Here is a 16,218-nt window from a genome sequence, read left to right on the forward strand (position 1 = left end):
AATTCCTCCTTAGCTAGGATCAAGACGATATTGAATTAACTGAAAATCGGTTGTATATGTAAAAGTGCCATAGATGATTCCTTGACCGTGGATCATGTAGTCCAATATATGATAATCCCCTTCTGCCATCGGTAAATCTTTAATCTGATGAAAGTCATGCCAAGCAAGCTTTCCTTCCTCTGACTCATCCAGATTGATTCCATCGGCTTCTGTTCCAAAGAAGGTGAACATCATCCACTCAGAAACGACTTGGTCTCCATCTTTCATGATAAATGTAAAAATGCCCTTAATATTTGGGTTTCTCAAGTAAATACCTGTCTCTTCACGGTACTCTCGAATACAGCAGTCTCTCACTGATTCACCAGGCTCCATCTTTCCACCGGGTGCCACCCACCAGCCACGTCTAGGCTTTTGGAGCAGCAAGACTTTATTATCCTTTACCAATACACAATTTGTCACTCGTTGCACGCTTCAATCACCTCAGGGACTAGAATTAACGACTTTTATTCTTACTATTATACTATTTTTACAATGGGCTCACAATGAATAGGAAATGGACAAATATAAAAAAAGAGCACAGGACATGTTCCTGTGCCAAAGATATATATCTTAAAAGGGGGTCAATTTCAATTCTTATTCTACACGAACAATGTTTCACTACTGTTACAGTATAATTAATTGGAGATTACGTTTTGTTAAGAATGGTTGAAGTGATGCACCAATTTGATTCATAGATGTTTCTCGATGAACTTCATTTCTTCCTATATCCTCGTCCCTTTTGATCTTCATAGGCTCAATGAACTTCATTTCACCCTAAATCTTCATCACTTTCGATCTTCATAGGCTCGATGAACTTCATTTCCCTAGATCCTTTATTCCCAAAAAAGCAAAAAAACTAACCCCAAAAGGCTAGCTTTTTCCTATGTTATGCTTTTTGCTTTAATGATTCCATTAATTCTTCTACATAGTGTTGCGCAGCTTGAGCGGCGATACTTCCGTCACCTGTTGCAGTAACAATTTGACGAAGTGTTTTTTCACGAATATCTCCAGCTGCGAAAATACCAGGAACTTTTGTTTCCATGCGGTCATTTGTTTCAATGTATCCATCACTGTTAGTAATACCAAGGTTCGCAAACGGTTTTGATAGAGGAACCATTCCGATGTAGATGAATACGCCATCTGCTTGGAATTCCTGCTCTGCACCATCTTGTGTTGACACAAGAGTAACACTTCCTACCTTGCCGTCCTTGTCATTGATTTGCTTCACTGTGTGATTCCAGATGAAATCAATTTTTTCATTGTCAAACGCACGTTGCTGAAGAATTTTTTGGGCACGAAGCTCGTCACGACGGTGAACAATCGTTACTTTAGAAGCGAAGCGTGTTAAATATACTCCTTCTTCAACAGCAGAGTCTCCTCCACCAACAACGACAAGCTCTTTTCCTTTGAAAAATGCGCCATCACAAACCGCACAGTAAGAAACCCCACGGCCACCAAGCTCTTTTTCACCAGGAACGCCAATTTTCTTATATTCAGCACCAGTTGTAATAATCACTGCACGAGCTTTGTACTGCTTCGAACCAGCAACAACCGTTTTATACTCTTCACCATCAATTACTTCTTTTATATCGCCATACGCGTACTCAGCACCAAACTTTTTCGCGTGATCAAACATTTTTGTAGAAAGCTCAGGTCCTAAAATATGGTCAAAACCTGGATAGTTTTCAACCTCTTCTGTGTTCGCCATTTGTCCACCTGGCACACCGCGCTCGATCATTAATGTAGAAAGATTCGCACGTGATGTATACACAGCAGCCGTCATCCCAGCAGGACCAGCACCAGCAATAATGACATCATAAATTTTTTCTTCAGACACGTTTATTCACTCCTTTTAAAAAAAGAAACAATACTTGTATTAGTATTTCCTTGTTACCCTTATCCTATAAAACAAAGTGAGTGGAGTCCAAATATATGCTCACTAAATGAGCCCTTTTACAATTTTGACATATTTTTGGAGGGTGGAGCTGGATAGACTGTACAGCTTTGCTACCTGTTGCTGTGACGTTCGCTCCCCACGTTGCTTTCTCCACATATATTCGGTCGCAGCTGCCAAAGCCTTCGAGTTGTTTGCTTGCACATTTTCTTTCATAAGACCTGGCAAAATGGTAAACCATAATAAAAACAAGCTCGACTGTGTCGTTCCAATCGGTTGATGCTGTTTATAAAGCTCCATTGCTGTCTCGTGACCGGAACGCATGATAGGTTTTTCACATGTTTCCATGCTTAAAAGATCGACATATTCCTTTTCTATTGAGTACTTCGGCTTCATAGAAGTTAAAAGTTTCTCTTTTTCTCCCGATAAAGAGGCAAGGAATAACCCGAATAAACGCTCTTCAATAAAGCTGCTTTCTAGCTTTTGATGAATGGCTTTTGGAATATGCTCAAAGCCAGCCGCTTCTGGCTTATTCTTTTCCCATGGCTCATGTCCTTCTTTTTCAGGGCTGAATTCAAGAACTCTTTTCCATGCTTGCTCAGCCATGGATTGACGATTCGTATGATACGCAGAGTAGGATAGCCAGTAATAAAAAGGGCCGTCCCCTTCAAAGCCTACTCGTTGCAGCTTTCTTAGCCAACCGTAAGCCAGCTCATACTCTCCAACAAGCGCAAAGCTTGCACCAAGTTTAAATTGATGTTCGTGCAGCATCGGCTTAATCTTTTTCAACACTTCCTTAAGGCTGTTCACTTCCTCTTTATCCTTCAGATAAAAAGCAAACACAAGCTTGTTGCACAGCGCATGCAGGTTGCCTGGGTTTTTCGTGAGTACATCTTCAAGAATGTCGTCAGCCTTATTGGTTTCACCTAAATAAAAATAAGCAAGGGCAAGATTGTTGTAGGCTGACCAATATTCAGGAAATTCCTCGATCACCTCTTCTAATAGGTCAACGGCTCTTGGAAAATGTCCCGATTCTAATAAACGGCGCGCCTCATCCTGCTTTACTATAAGATCGTCCTCTTCGTACAGGTCCTCTTCAAGCTCCTCCGCTTCAAGAGTTAGTAAGTCGATTAATTCTTCCGTATCCTCGACAAACTCTCCGTCTTGGTCCAGCTTTAAATACAGCGACGCGTGTGTGTATGCATCTTTAAAAAGACCGAGATGTGCGTAGTTGTTAGCCAAGAAATAATGGCACTCCAGCATATGCTCATCCAGCTCTTCTAAAATTTCGTGCAAATAGCGATTGGACTGCTGATAGTCACCAAGCTCCGTACAAACAATCGCCAGCTGACAATAAATCATCGGCTCGCCCGGCTCTAGCTGAATCGCACGCTCCAAATATTTTTTTGATTTATAAAAATCCCTCCGTTGATACGCCTTTAAGCCTTTCGCAAAGTAGTATTCACCAGTTGGATGAAAAGACAACAATTTACCTTTAGGTTGATATGCTTTAGAGTCTTTGCTCATGAAATCCTCCATTTAACGTGTTTACAAGCACTTCTTAGATGTAATGAAGTAATATATAAAAAAATATGTTTAACCTAATTATTATATCATAAGTCCTATGTGGCTGAAACCATGAATGTGAAAGGCTATCAAGGAAGCTTTGTCCAAAAACAAATAACCAGCCCCTCGGCTGGTTATTTCGCTGATGATTTTTCATGTCGTTTATTTAATACAGATAATACGTCTCGAGCTGGCAAGCCTTGCTCTACCAACAGTACGTATAAGTGGTACAGCAAATCGGCTGCTTCCCACTTTAGCTCCTCGGCATCACGGTTCTTCGCAGCGATGATCACTTCAGATGCTTCTTCGCCGACCTTTTTCAAAATCTTATCAACGCCTTTTTCAAACAGGTACGTCGTGTATGCACCCTCTGGACGTTCCTTTTCACGGTTGCGTATCAACTGCTCAAGCTCAAACAATATTTGATAGTCTGCTAGGCTTTCCGCACCAGACGCTGCTTCCTCACCTGTGAACACACTCTCTGTAAAACAACTTGTTGTTCCGTTGTGGCACGCAGGACCAGCTGGTTCTACCAATACAACCACTGCATCTTGGTCACAATCGAACTTCATATCAACGATTTTCTGTGTATTCCCGCTTGTTGCTCCTTTATGCCAAAGCTCCTGACGTGAACGACTGTAAAACCATGTTTCACACGTTTCAATGGATTTATCTAAAGATTCCTTGTTCATATACGCAAGTGTTAATACTTCCTTCGTCACTGCATCCTGAACGATTGCCGGCAGCAAGCCGTTTTCATCAAATTTTACATTCATCGTACATTCACCCCTTTTTCTTTTAAAAATGATTTCACTTCTTCAACTGATGTTTCCTTGTAGTGGAAAATTGATGCCGCTAATGCTGCATCTGCCTTTGCTTCTAAAAAGGCTTCCGCAAAATGCTCAGAGTTTCCTGCTCCACCAGAAGCAATGACCGGCACCGATACCGCCTCGCTCACAGCACGAGTTAGTGCCACATCAAAGCCTTTTTTCTCTCCATCACTATCCATGCTTGTTAACAGAATTTCTCCTGCCCCGCGGCGAACCGCCTCTTTTGCCCATTGTATAACTTCATATTCGGTAGTTTTTCTACCACCATGGGTGAAAACACGCCACGAACCAAGCTCTTCATCGTATTTTGCGTCAATAGCAACGACAATACATTGTGTTCCAAAGAAGTTCGCTCCTTCAGTGATAAGCTCAGGATTTAGCACAGCTGCTGTATTCAATGACACTTTATCTGCACCCGCACGTAAAATACGCTTCATATCTTCAAGGGAATTGATCCCTCCACCTACAGTAAACGGAATCGCTAGCTCGGAAGCAACAGATTTTACCACATCCACCATCGTGCCGCGGCCTTCATGCGAAGCAGAAATATCTAAAAAGACTAACTCATCTGCTCCCTGCTCATCATAAAAACGAGCCAGTTCCACAGGGTCTCCTGCATCGCGCAGCTGTACGAACTGAATTCCTTTTACCACACGACCGTCCTTCACATCCAGGCAAGGAATAATACGCTTTGTTAGCATGTTACTTCACCTCTTTCAATGCTTCAGGAACAGAGAATCGTCCTTCATAAATTGCTTTTCCGACAATTGCACCGCTCACGCCTTTTCCTACAAGCTCCTTCAATGCCCGTAAATCTGCCAACTCACTTACTCCACCAGAGGCGATGACGCTTTTACCAGTTTCAACCCCAAGTTTCTCCACAGCTAATAAGTTCGGGCCAGAAAGCATCCCATCTGTTGCGATATCTGTAAAAATAAACGTCTCTGCACCCGCTTCAGCAAGTCGCTTTCCAAGCTCAACCGCTGTGACAGAAGAGGTATCCAGCCAGCCGTGCGTTGCCACATAGCCATCCTTCGCATCGAGTCCAATCGCAATCTTTGCTCCGTACTTTTGAATCATTTCAATAGCGAACTCTGGGTTCGACACTGCCACACTCCCGATAATGACACGTGACACGCCATTATTTAAGTAATGAAGAATATCTTCCTCGGTACGAATACCTCCACCAATTTGCACTTTCGCATCAAGCTTTTGGGCAGCCTCGATGACAAAGCGGTCGTTCACACGCTTTCCATCTTTTGCTCCGTCAAGGTCGACCATATGTATCCACTCGGCTCCTGCGTCGGCAAAGCTTTTCGCCATATCAAATGGTGAATCCCCATACACTGTTTCTTGATTATAATCTCCTTGTAGAAGGCGAACGCATTTGCCTCCGCGCATATCAATCGCTGGATAAATAGTAAAGCTCATCGTGCCACCCTTTCTTTCGTTAGCTCAGTAAAATTGCGCAATAGCTCCATGCCTAGCTTGCTGCTTTTTTCCGGGTGAAATTGCATTCCAAATACATTTCCACGGCCTACTACAGCAGGTACTTCAACGTCATAATCGCAGCTAGCAATTACGACCTCATGATCCGGCGTATTCACGTAGTACGAGTGAACAAAATACACAAAGTCCTCATGGATATTTTCTAAAATCGGCGACGAACGGAAGAAGTGAATGTTGTTCCAGCCCATATGCGGGACTTTGTACGCCTCTCCCTCAGGAGTTACTCCTGGAAAACGAATCACGTTTCCTGGTAGAAACGCCAACCCCTTCGTTAGGCCGTTCTCTTCGCTTTCTTCAAATAACAGCTGCATCCCAAGGCAGATACCTAGCAATGGCTTTCCTGTTTTCACGTATTCCTTTATCATCGCAGTCAGGTCTGATTCGTTCAGCTTTTCCATGGCATCCTTAAACGATCCAACCCCTGGTAAGATTAAGCTATCAGCTTGTAGCAGTTCGCTAGCATCCTCTGAAATGAAATAAGGGGCTTCGAGCCGTTCGAGGGCTTTCGAAACACTGAACAAATTCCCCATCCCGTAATCAATAATTCCGATCATTTACAACATTCCTTTCGTTGATGGAACGCCCTTTATTCTTGGGTCAATTGTTGTTGCTTCATCCAATGCTCTAGCTAATGCTTTAAAAATGGCCTCAATGATATGGTGTGTATTTTGACCATAGTGAACGATCACATGGAGGTTCATTCGTGCTTCAAGGGCAAGCTTCCAAAGAAATTCGTGAACTAACTCTGTGTCAAAGGTTCCAACCTTTTGACTTGGGAAGTGCGCGCGCATTTCTAGGTGCGGACGGTTGCTTAAGTCAACGACTACTTGTGCAAGTGTCTCATCCATTGGTACAAAGGCATTACCGTAGCGCTTGATTCCTTTTTTATCGCCTAATGCTTCACGAAGGGCATGTCCTAAGCAGATGCCGATGTCTTCTGTTGTGTGGTGATCGTCCACCTCTGTGTCACCCTTGGCGTTGATGGTTAAGTCAAATTGACCGTGCTTTGTAAATAAGTCAAGCATATGCGTCATGAAAGGAACGCCAGTCTCTAGTTCTGATTTTCCTTCACCATCAATCGTTAAAGCAAGTTCAATATTTGTTTCACCTGTTTTTCTTGTAATGCTTGCTGACCTTGTCATCCCGAATCCTCCTGTTCATATCCAAGTGTTTACCAAGGTGTCGTTTCACCCTTCGTAAGCTGGTGTTGCTTTGCAACTAAGGCTTTCTACGGGCGGAAACGACCCCTTTATCTCTACTATTTAAATCGCGATTCTACCGCTCTAGCATGGGCTTCTAGGCCTTCGAGTCTTGCGAATGCGGCGATTTTCTCGACGTTTTGTTGTAATGCTTTTTCACTGTATGAGATAATGCTTGATTTCTTTTGGAAATCGTCTACGTTTAATGGGCTTGAGAAGCGGGCGGTTCCGTTTGTTGGAAGCACGTGGTTTGGACCTGCGAAATAGTCTCCGACTGGTTCGGAACTGAATCGACCGATAAAAATCGCACCTGCATGCTTGATTTGACCTAGTAACTCCATCGGGTTAGCCGTCATCACTTCTAAATGCTCTGGCGCCAATGTGTTAATGGTAGCAATCGCTTCTTCTAATGTGTCCGCTACATAAATCGCTCCGTAATCAGCGATTGATTGTTCGGCAATCTCCTTACGAGGAAGTGTTTCTAGCTGACGAACAACCTCCTCAGAAACCTGTTCAGCTAACTTTTGCGAGGTTGTAACAAGCACACAACACGCTCTCTCATCATGCTCCGCCTGAGATAGTAGGTCTGCAGCCACTTCGCTTGCTCGAGCCGTGTCATCTGCTAAAACAGCAATTTCACTCGGACCTGCAATCATATCAATATCCACGTCACCGAAAACTTCACGCTTGGCAAGGGCCACATAGATGTTTCCCGGTCCGACGATTTTATCAACCGGCTTAATCGCTTCTGTTCCATAAGCAAGAGCAGCCACTGCTTGCGCTCCCCCTACCTTAAAAATCTCCTTCACACCAGCTTCTTGAGCCGCAACAACGACGGCTGCAGGTAACTTTCCATTGGCACCTGGAGGAGACACCATAACGATGCGCTCAACCCCAGCCACTTTTGCTGGCATCACATTCATAAGGACAGACGATGGATATGCCGCTGTTCCACCTGGCACGTACACGCCAACTGAATCAAGCGGTGTTACCTTTTGACCAAGAATTGTGCCGTTTGCTTCTGTTGTCAGCCATGAATTACGAACCTGCTTTTCGTGAAACGAGCGAATATTCTCAGCTGCTTCCTTAATAATCGCCACATATTCCGCACCTGTTTCTTCGTATGCTTCACGGATTTCTTCTTCAGAAACGAGCATCGATGTTAACGTGGCACGATCAAATTTTTCTGTATAGGCAAATAGAGCCGTATCTCCATTTTTTCGTACTTCTTCAATAATCGCCTTTACCGTTTGGCGTTGCTCCTCGGTTCCCGCATCCACCGAACGCTTAATCGAAACCGCCTCACTCACCTTTTGAATGTTCATCCTGTTCAGCTCCTTACACCGTGAATCACGTCTGTTAACTTATCAACGATCTCACTAATTCGCTCATCCTTTGTTCGGTAGCTGACCGGATTCACGATCAGACGAGAGGTAATATCGGCAATACGCTCGTATTCTACTAGTCCATTTTCGACCAATGTTTTTCCTGTAGACACGATATCTACGATGCGATCAGATAATCCGATAATCGGTGCAAGTTCGATCGAACCATTTAGCTTAATGATTTCTACCTGCTCCCCTTGCTCACGGAAGTAGGCTGCTGCCACATTCGGATACTTGCTAGCCACCTTTGGAGCCACATCGTTCATCTTTGTATTTGGTAAACCTGCAACCGCCAAGTAGCAGGCACTAATTTTCAAATCTAATAGTTCATACACGTCACGCTCTTCTTCAAGCATAACATCTTTCCCTGCAATTCCTAAATCAGCCACGCCGTGTTCTACATAAGTAGGGACGTCCATCGGCTTTGCTAAAATAAAGCGAAACTGTTCTTGTTCCACATCGATAATAAGCTTGCGAGAGTCTTCAAACTCTGGTGGAAGATTGAAGCCCGCTTGACGAAGAAGCTCGACTGCTTCGTCAAAAATCCGCCCCTTCGGCATTGCAATTGTTAGCATTTCCTTCACTGTTAAGACCCCCTGCCTGCTTTTCCGATTAAAAAGACGATATCTGTATATTGATTCGTGCATGCATCAATATTTTTCACACCATTGATATCTTGTAACACGACTTTTTCTCCGATGGCGCGCTTTTCTTTTGCTACCTCGTACGCTTCCTGTCGTCGTTCATCACTGAATAAAATACATGTCATTGGTGTTTCTTCTGATACTCCACCAAGCGCTTCGATTAGGCGGTCTAAGTATAAAGCAAATCCGGTCGCTCCCGTTGCCTTCCCGAACTTTTCTAAAAGAAGATCGTATCTGCCACCGTTTCCAATCGGTGTACCTACTGCATGGGAGTATACTTCAAACACGATTCCCGTGTAGTAGCTCATATGACTAATAAGCGTCAGGTCAAACTTCAGCTTATCTTCCTCACCGAAGGCTACGATAATCTCCCACAATTGCTGCAGCTGAGAAAGTGCTTCACGACCACTTTCGTTTTCGATAATATCATTGGCAAAGCTTAGAACCTCCTCGCCTCCGCGAAGCTTTAGGAAATCTAATAATCTTTGCTTATCAATGGAAGATAACGCGAGGTTTTTCACATGCTCACGGTATCCTACGTAATTTTTTTCATATAAAAATTTCGTTAATGCTTGGGCGCGCTCTTCCGTTCCAAGAATCTGTTGGAACAGCGTCTGTACAAAGCCGATATGGCCAACGGAAATTTGGAACTTTGGTAGTCCAGCCTCGCGTAATGACGAGATTAATAGAGCGATGACCTCTCCATCTGCGCTAATCGTATGGTCGCCAATACACTCCACACCGATTTGCTCAAACTCTGCAGGTCTGCCCCCTTCTCTTTGCTGTGCACGGTATACATTCGCCGAGTAGGCTAAACGTAGCGGCAAGTCTTCCTTCAACAGTTTTGACGCTGCCACACGCGCGATCGGTGCGGTCATATCCGGTCTCAGCACAAGTGTATGTCCTTGTGAATCTAATAGTTTAAACAACTGCTGGTCAAGAATAGCTGAAGCCGTTCCGACCGTTTCATAATATTCCAGTGCAGGCGTTTCAATAAACTGAAAGCCCCAACGCTTCATTTCTGATTTTATCGCATTTCTAGCAATGCTTTTCGTTTCATACAATCCTGGAAGGGTATCCCTCATTCCAAGCGGTTTTTCGAACATAAATAAACGACTCAAGACAATCACCTCTATATCTAAATGTTCCGAATCCTTTAGTTCGCTAATATGTTAGCAAATTGAAGTTATATGTAGTTTACTCCTTTCATAAGGAGGTCGTCAACTGAAAAATTGGTAACAAAGTCGATTGGCGTCCATTCTCTTCGCTGTTATTGCTAGAGCAATAAAGGCTCGATTATGTACACCAATCGACAATGATATACAAAAAAACTTCACTAACTTGCGTTAATGAAGCTTATTATTTCCGTAAATCGGATCTTCTTCCCATCTTGTTGCGAGTTCTTCTTTTGTGTAAATCACACGCATGGGATTGCCACCAACGAACGCTCCCGCGGGAACATCCTTATGAACAAGCGTTCCTGCTGACACAATTGCACCATCCCCAATGGTGATGCCAGGTAAAATCGTCGTATTCGCTCCGATCATTACTTCGCTTCCGATTTGCACTTCTCCTAACCGATACTCTTTGATTAAGTATTCGTGTGCTAGAATCGTGGTGTTATAACCGATGACGGTATTTTTGCCCACACTGATTTTTTCCGGAAACATTATATCGAGCATGACCATAAGAGCAAACGAGGTTTGGTCACCAATATTCATTTTTAGAAATGTTCGATACAACCAATTTTTCATTCCTAAAAACGGTGTATATCGTGCAAGTTGGATGACAATGAAGTTTTTAACGACTTTTACAAATGGGACGGTCTTGTATACATGCCAGAGAGAGTTCGCTCCTTCGACTGGGTAGCGAGTAGTCCTTCTCATTGACCTTCTGCCTCTAAAATAGCCAATAAATCGGTCATGTTTTCAAGCATATAGTCTGGATCATACTTGGCTAAATAGTCACGACCTTTAATCGACCAGGCAACCGCAGCAGTTCTTACTCCCGCATTTTTCCCTCCTAAAATATCATGATGGTTATCCCCAACCATGATCGCTTCCTCTGGAGAAGAATGCAGTTTTTCTAAAGCCATTCGTACCGGACCTGGGTCTGGCTTTGCTTTTTCCACGTGATCAAGTGCCACGACGATTTCAAAATAAGGATCTAGCTTTGTTAGCTTCAACCCTTTCATAACAACGTCAGACATTTTGGACGTCACGATTCCAATTTTATAACCTTTTTCCTTTAAGGCAATAACGGTTTCTTTTACACCCTCAAACTCTTTTACCAGCAAATCATGATTGCTAATGTTAAAAGTACGATACGTCTTTATCATTTCCTCGACACTATCCGGATTCATTCCACCAAACGTTTCTACAAGCGTTGGTCCCATAAACGGGATCACATCCTCACGCTTGTATTGGTCAGGATAGTAGTGCTGCAAGGTGTGTAGAAAGGACTGAATGATCAGTTCGTTTGTATCAATTAATGTTCCGTCTAAATCAAATAAGATAGTTGTTGTTTTAGTGGTCATAGACTGTTTCCTTTCGTTTTGAGAACTCGACTCGCTTCCATATATTCACCACGATAGCGGTCAGTACGATCGCTAACACTAAGCGGATGAGTAGTAGAGGAAGGACAGGAATTCCTAATGGTAAAAAGATGAGGGTATCTTCCACTACGGCGTGGCAGGCTGCGAGGAAAATAAACGCAATCGTTACATCCTTCTTGCTTACTCCATCCTCTTTTACGGCCTGAATCATGACGCCGGCTCCATACGCAAGGCCAAAAATCAATCCTGCCGCAAGAGTCGTTGACGTATTTTCCTTCATTCCTAATGCTCTTGTCACTGGTGCCATCCATCGAGAAAACACTTGAAGCCATTGTAAGTCCTTTAATACTTGAATCACAATCATTAACGGCATCACAATCATGGCTAATTGAACAATTCCAAGCGCGGCTGTTTGCAAAGCATCGAGAAGGACCGGAATGACGCCACTCACCGTTTCTTCTTTCGCTGCCACCAACCCGTATTGGGCACGTTCACTTCCACCTTGCCATACTAGATTAATGACAATTCCTGAAAAAATGGCCAACCCAATTCTCACGGTTAGCGCAATCCAAAGCTTCACTCCCACTTTTATCGCAACACTCGATTCCACGAGCATATTGTGTGAAAAAGAAAGCATAACTGCGATGATAAACACTTCTTTTACCGATAAATCAATCGTAAGCATCGCACCAATTGCCGCGTACAGGTTTAGAAAGTTTCCTAGTACGAGAGGAATCGCTGCGTCACCTGAAAGTCCAAAAATCCCCATCAAAGGAGTAATCAATTGAATCACCCATGGCAGAACAGGGGTGTGCTGCAGTAAAGCAACAATAAGGGCAACCGGAAATATAATTTTCCCCAATGCCCAAACGGTCTTTAAACCGACGAAAAACCCTGCTTTCGTAGATTGTAGCATCTTCTCTCCGTGCTCCCTTATATCATATTGGGTGGAGTTTCTCCGGAAGAAAGCCTTTGTTGCATAGCAACACCAGCTTTCGTAAGGAGAAATTACACCCTTTTCTCTCTCTATATTTTACACACTCTGGTCTAAATACCGAACCTTCGAGTATCCTTTTACTCTTCGATAAACGATTAAACCAACACCTAAAAGAATTAAGGCGATCGAAATCGTTTGGGCAATGCGTAAAGATTCTGTTAGCATCAAGCTGTCCGTACGCATTCCTTCCACAAAGAAGCGGCCGATCGAATACCAAATCACATACGAAAGGAAAATCTCTCCTTGTCGTAGATTCACCCTTCTTAGTGACATTAATAGAACAAATCCTACTAGATTCCAAATCGATTCATACAAGAAGGTTGGATGATAATAGACCCCATCAATATACATTTGGTTGATAATAAACTCTGGTAAGAATAAGCCTTCTAAAAAGCTTCTTGTTACCTCGCCACCATGCGCCTCTTGGTTGATAAAATTCCCCCAACGACCGATGGCTTGCCCAAGAATAATACTCGGTGCTGCGATATCTGCAAGCTTCCAAAACGAAATATTTTTCTTCCTTGAAAACACAATCGCTGTAATAACCGAACCGATTAGTGCTCCATGAATCGCAATTCCACCGTTCCAAATCTTTATAATATCACCTGGATTTTGCGAGTAATAATCCCATTCAAACGCCACATAATAAATACGTGCCGAAATGATCGCAATGGGTATCGCCCAAAGCATCAAATCAGGGAAAATATCTTTATGTAGTCCCCTTCTATCTCCTTCTCGCATCGCTAAAAATAAAGCAAGTGCTATACCCACCCCAATGATCACACCGTACCAATGGATCTGGATTGGACCGAGCGACACCGCAATTGGGTCAATCGGTTGAATAGTTGATTCCATTACAGCTCATCCTCCTTAGGATTAATGTTCTTCGTCATGCTCGCCTTCTTCAATCACATCAGCTAGGCGATTCGTAAACTGCTCCGCTGCGTTCACTCCCATACGTTTTAGACGGAAGTTCATCGCTGCTACTTCAATAATAACGGCTAAGTTACGACCAGGTCGAACTGGAACCGTTAATTTTGTAAGATCTGTGTCAATGATACGCATTTTTTCTTCATCTAATCCTAAGCGATCATATTGCTTGTTTTGATCCCATAACTCTAGGTTAATTACCAAAGTTATTCGTTTATGACTTCGAACCGCTCCTGCTCCGAACAGTGTCATCACGTTAATGATTCCTAACCCACGGATTTCAAGTAAATGCTCAATCAATTCCGGAGAATTACCAATGAGAGTGTCTTCATCCTCCTGACGAATTTCTACGCAATCGTCTGCGACCAATCGATGTCCACGTTTGACGAGTTCAAGGGCGGTTTCACTTTTCCCGACTCCACTTTTCCCCGTGATTAGAACCCCTACTCCATAAATATCAATGAGAACACCATGAACAGCAGTTGTAGGCGCAAGCTTACTTTCTAAAAAGTTCGTCAAACGTCCAGAAAAACGGGTCGTCTTCTGTCTAGAACGCATTAGTGGCACAGCCTCACGTTCACACGCTTCGATCAGCTCTTCAGGTACGTCAAGCTCCCTTGTCACAATGATTCCAGGAGTTACATCCGTACAAAGCTTTTCCATACGAATGGCACGCTCCGTTGGCGACAATTTTTCCGCAAAGGTTAGCTCTGTTTTCCCAAGCAGTTGAATCCGCTCGGCTGGATAATAATCGAAAAAACCTGCTATTTCAATACCCGGTCTAGAGATATCACTCATCGTGATCGGGCGATTTATTCCTTCTTCTCCACTAATTAACTCAAGGTCAAATTTTTCAATAATATCTTTCGTACGAACTTTCGCCATGGTCGTCTTCCTCCTCTGTATGTAAAGAGACAATTCCTATCTATTTTACCATCTTTTTTTAAAGAACCAAATTTGATCCTCATATTTTGTCAAAAAAATGACCCTCCTCAAAATTGAGAAGGGCTAGAAATTAAGAGAGAAACTCTTTTACTTGTTCACTTACAAAAAAGTCTCTTCCATTGAAAATCGATATCCCATTCAGTGAATGTGACTTTCCGTTAACCGTAATGATATTTTTATTAGTAGGGATTTCAATGGATATCTCTCCTTTGGTAGCCGTAAACACAATGTTATATTGTTCTTTTTGAACAATTTTTGTGACGTAGCCTTGCTTCTCAAATGATTCCTTTGCATTTATGAACAACGATTGGCTCAACTTTTCTAGGTTGAACCCCATGAACTCTGACATTATCTCAGGTAATTCCGTGTTCTCCAAGTAGCCTTTGGGATGAGACGGACCGTAAGCGTATAGAAATACATCTTCTCCCGTATGTCCACCTGTTGTAAAACCAAGATTCGCTTTTTTCGCTAACAAAGCCGATAGATCTGCACCAACATGATTGGAGTTTTTCAGCAGTTTTACTTCGTTGTTTGATAAATCATCTAGACCATACAGCTTCGCCACTTGTTTAATATTGGAGCGATCCTCCTTTAGATCCTCTAGTGCACCCTCTACCGTGCGCTTGGCTTTTTTCAATGGCTGAATGAAGCTTTCAACAGGAGTATGCGCATATGATCTAGACGTTTGCCGATTACCTATTGAGATTCCACTATTTCCATGATCGGTCACGGCAATCACCATCGTATTTCCATCTCTTTCAGCAAACGCAACTGCTTCCTTTACCGCCTCGTCGAAGGCTAACACATCGCTAATCATACCAACAATATCATTTTTGTGTGCAGCCCAATCAATTTTGCTTCCTTCCACAAACAGGAAAAATCCATCTTTATCTTTTGAAAGGGTTTGAATCGCCTTGTTTGTCATCTCGGCAAGAGTGGGCTCTGAAGGTTTGGTTGCCGGACGGTCTATATCATAGGCAAGCGACTCCTCCGCAAAACTCCCCCAGATTTTTGTACCGTTCGCCTTTTGTAATTCAGTTCTCGTGTCGACCCATTGATATCCTTTTTCTTTAATAACCTTTTGTAGATTTTCCTTATCTTTACGATTCGTTAAATGAACTGTTCCGCCACCAAGTACGACATCGATTCCTTGATACACCTGTTGTTCAGCAATATCTTCTTGTTGCTTTCGGCTCAGAACATGTGTGGAAAATCCAGCCGGTGTGGCGTGTTGAATTTCAGAGGTAGCAACAATACCCGTCGCTTTCCCTACTTGCTTTGCTCCTTCAAGGACATTGGCTACCGGCATGAAAGCATACTTCGGGTTCTCGTCTTGCTTGCCTGGTGTCGTAATTTTCGAAGGAAGAAGCCCAATAAAATGCTCATCTGTTTTGTTTCCAGTCGCTAGAGCGGTAGCCGCAGCGGCTGAGTCTGTGATCGCAGACTCTGCCGAATACGTTCGCACGCCTCCCGTTAAAATTTGATCTAACGCAAGATCTCTTCCTTTATACCAGCGGGCTAATGCGACCGCTCCCGAACTTGTTCCGTCCATCACCATCATAATTACATTTCTCGGGGACTCGGTATGCGGCTGCTGGGCTTTCATCTCTGTACAACCAACACTCCCAAGTAAAACGATACATGCTAAGGTTGTGATCAGCAGTTTCTTACTCATAAAAGCCTCCTTTCCCAATCGTTGTTTATTTTACTCATGTTGTTGGAAAGT

At 43.2% G+C, this 16,218-nt stretch carries 18 protein-coding genes; all 18 read right to left on the reverse strand.

Annotation, left to right across the window (positions count from 1 at the left end):
- Window positions 1–9: 9 nt before the first annotated feature.
- Window positions 10–468, reverse strand: a complete 459-nt coding sequence (locus ACRX5O_RS11810; protein ID WP_066058777.1) for an NUDIX hydrolase — start codon at window positions 466–468, stop codon at window positions 10–12.
- A gap of 195 nt (window positions 469–663) precedes the next feature.
- Window positions 664–807 carry a hypothetical protein gene (locus ACRX5O_RS11815; RefSeq protein ID WP_433906134.1) on the reverse strand — a complete coding sequence of 48 codons (144 nt, stop codon included), beginning with the start codon at window positions 805–807 and terminating at the stop codon, window positions 664–666.
- Between the two features lie 118 nt (window positions 808–925).
- Window positions 926–1,876, reverse strand: coding sequence for a thioredoxin-disulfide reductase (gene trxB, locus ACRX5O_RS11820; RefSeq protein WP_119709974.1), 951 nt, complete (start codon window positions 1,874–1,876; stop codon window positions 926–928).
- A gap of 102 nt (window positions 1,877–1,978) precedes the next feature.
- Window positions 1,979–3,460, reverse strand: coding sequence for a tetratricopeptide repeat protein (locus tag ACRX5O_RS11825; protein WP_433906135.1), 1,482 nt, complete (start codon window positions 3,458–3,460; stop codon window positions 1,979–1,981).
- Between the two features lie 173 nt (window positions 3,461–3,633).
- Entirely contained in the window at window positions 3,634–4,275 is a 642-nt protein-coding gene (gene hisIE / locus ACRX5O_RS11830) for a bifunctional phosphoribosyl-AMP cyclohydrolase/phosphoribosyl-ATP diphosphatase HisIE (protein WP_433906136.1), read from the reverse strand.
- A complete protein-coding gene (gene hisF / locus ACRX5O_RS11835; protein ID WP_119709977.1) occupies window positions 4,272–5,030 on the reverse strand; it encodes an imidazole glycerol phosphate synthase subunit HisF in 759 nt (252 codons plus the stop codon). The genes hisIE and hisF overlap by 4 nt, the downstream gene beginning before the upstream one ends.
- A 1-nt stretch (window position 5,031) precedes the next feature.
- The gene (hisA, locus tag ACRX5O_RS11840) at window positions 5,032–5,760 is read right to left on the reverse strand and encodes a 1-(5-phosphoribosyl)-5-[(5-phosphoribosylamino)methylideneamino]imidazole-4-carboxamide isomerase (RefSeq protein WP_433906137.1); all 729 of its coding nucleotides are present in this window, start codon (window positions 5,758–5,760) and stop codon (window positions 5,032–5,034) included.
- Window positions 5,757–6,392: an imidazole glycerol phosphate synthase subunit HisH gene (gene hisH, locus ACRX5O_RS11845; RefSeq protein ID WP_433906138.1), complete on the reverse strand. Its 636-nt coding sequence runs from the start codon at window positions 6,390–6,392 to the stop codon at window positions 5,757–5,759. The genes hisA and hisH overlap by 4 nt, the downstream gene beginning before the upstream one ends.
- Complete coding sequence (gene hisB, locus ACRX5O_RS11850; RefSeq protein ID WP_433906139.1) at window positions 6,393–6,980, reverse strand: imidazoleglycerol-phosphate dehydratase HisB; 588 nt, start codon at window positions 6,978–6,980, stop codon at window positions 6,393–6,395. It abuts the gene before it with no gap.
- Window positions 6,981–7,096: 116 nt separating this feature from the next.
- Window positions 7,097–8,362: a histidinol dehydrogenase gene (gene hisD, locus ACRX5O_RS11855; RefSeq protein WP_433906140.1), complete on the reverse strand. Its 1,266-nt coding sequence runs from the start codon at window positions 8,360–8,362 to the stop codon at window positions 7,097–7,099.
- Between the two features lie 5 nt (window positions 8,363–8,367).
- Entirely contained in the window at window positions 8,368–9,006 is a 639-nt protein-coding gene (gene hisG, locus ACRX5O_RS11860) for an ATP phosphoribosyltransferase (protein ID WP_119709982.1), read from the reverse strand.
- Between the two features lie 2 nt (window positions 9,007–9,008).
- Window positions 9,009–10,187 (reverse strand): ATP phosphoribosyltransferase regulatory subunit, encoded by a 1,179-nt coding sequence (locus ACRX5O_RS11865; protein WP_433906141.1) that lies wholly within the window; start codon window positions 10,185–10,187, stop codon window positions 9,009–9,011.
- A 225-nt stretch (window positions 10,188–10,412) separates the two neighbouring features.
- The gene (locus ACRX5O_RS11870) at window positions 10,413–10,952 is read right to left on the reverse strand and encodes an acyltransferase (RefSeq protein ID WP_433906142.1); all 540 of its coding nucleotides are present in this window, start codon (window positions 10,950–10,952) and stop codon (window positions 10,413–10,415) included.
- Window positions 10,949–11,602, reverse strand: a complete 654-nt coding sequence (gene ppaX, locus ACRX5O_RS11875; protein WP_433906143.1) for a pyrophosphatase PpaX — start codon at window positions 11,600–11,602, stop codon at window positions 10,949–10,951. Before ppaX ends, ACRX5O_RS11870 begins: the two co-directional genes overlap by 4 nt.
- Entirely contained in the window at window positions 11,592–12,536 is a 945-nt protein-coding gene (locus ACRX5O_RS11880) for a nucleoside recognition domain-containing protein (protein WP_433906144.1), read from the reverse strand. The genes ppaX and ACRX5O_RS11880 overlap by 11 nt, the downstream gene beginning before the upstream one ends.
- Window positions 12,537–12,653: 117 nt before the next feature.
- Window positions 12,654–13,472, reverse strand: a complete 819-nt coding sequence (gene lgt / locus ACRX5O_RS11885; protein WP_433906145.1) for a prolipoprotein diacylglyceryl transferase — start codon at window positions 13,470–13,472, stop codon at window positions 12,654–12,656.
- Window positions 13,473–13,493: 21 nt separating this feature from the next.
- Window positions 13,494–14,432 carry an HPr(Ser) kinase/phosphatase gene (gene hprK / locus ACRX5O_RS11890; protein ID WP_433906146.1) on the reverse strand — a complete coding sequence of 313 codons (939 nt, stop codon included), beginning with the start codon at window positions 14,430–14,432 and terminating at the stop codon, window positions 13,494–13,496.
- A 130-nt stretch (window positions 14,433–14,562) separates the two neighbouring features.
- Complete coding sequence (locus ACRX5O_RS11895) at window positions 14,563–16,167, reverse strand: alkaline phosphatase (protein ID WP_433906147.1); 1,605 nt, start codon at window positions 16,165–16,167, stop codon at window positions 14,563–14,565.
- Window positions 16,168–16,218 lie beyond the last annotated feature (51 nt).

The sequence above is a fragment of the Robertmurraya mesotrionivorans genome, assembly GCF_050971805.1.
GTDB lineage: Bacteria > Bacillota > Bacilli > Bacillales > Cytobacillaceae > Robertmurraya_A.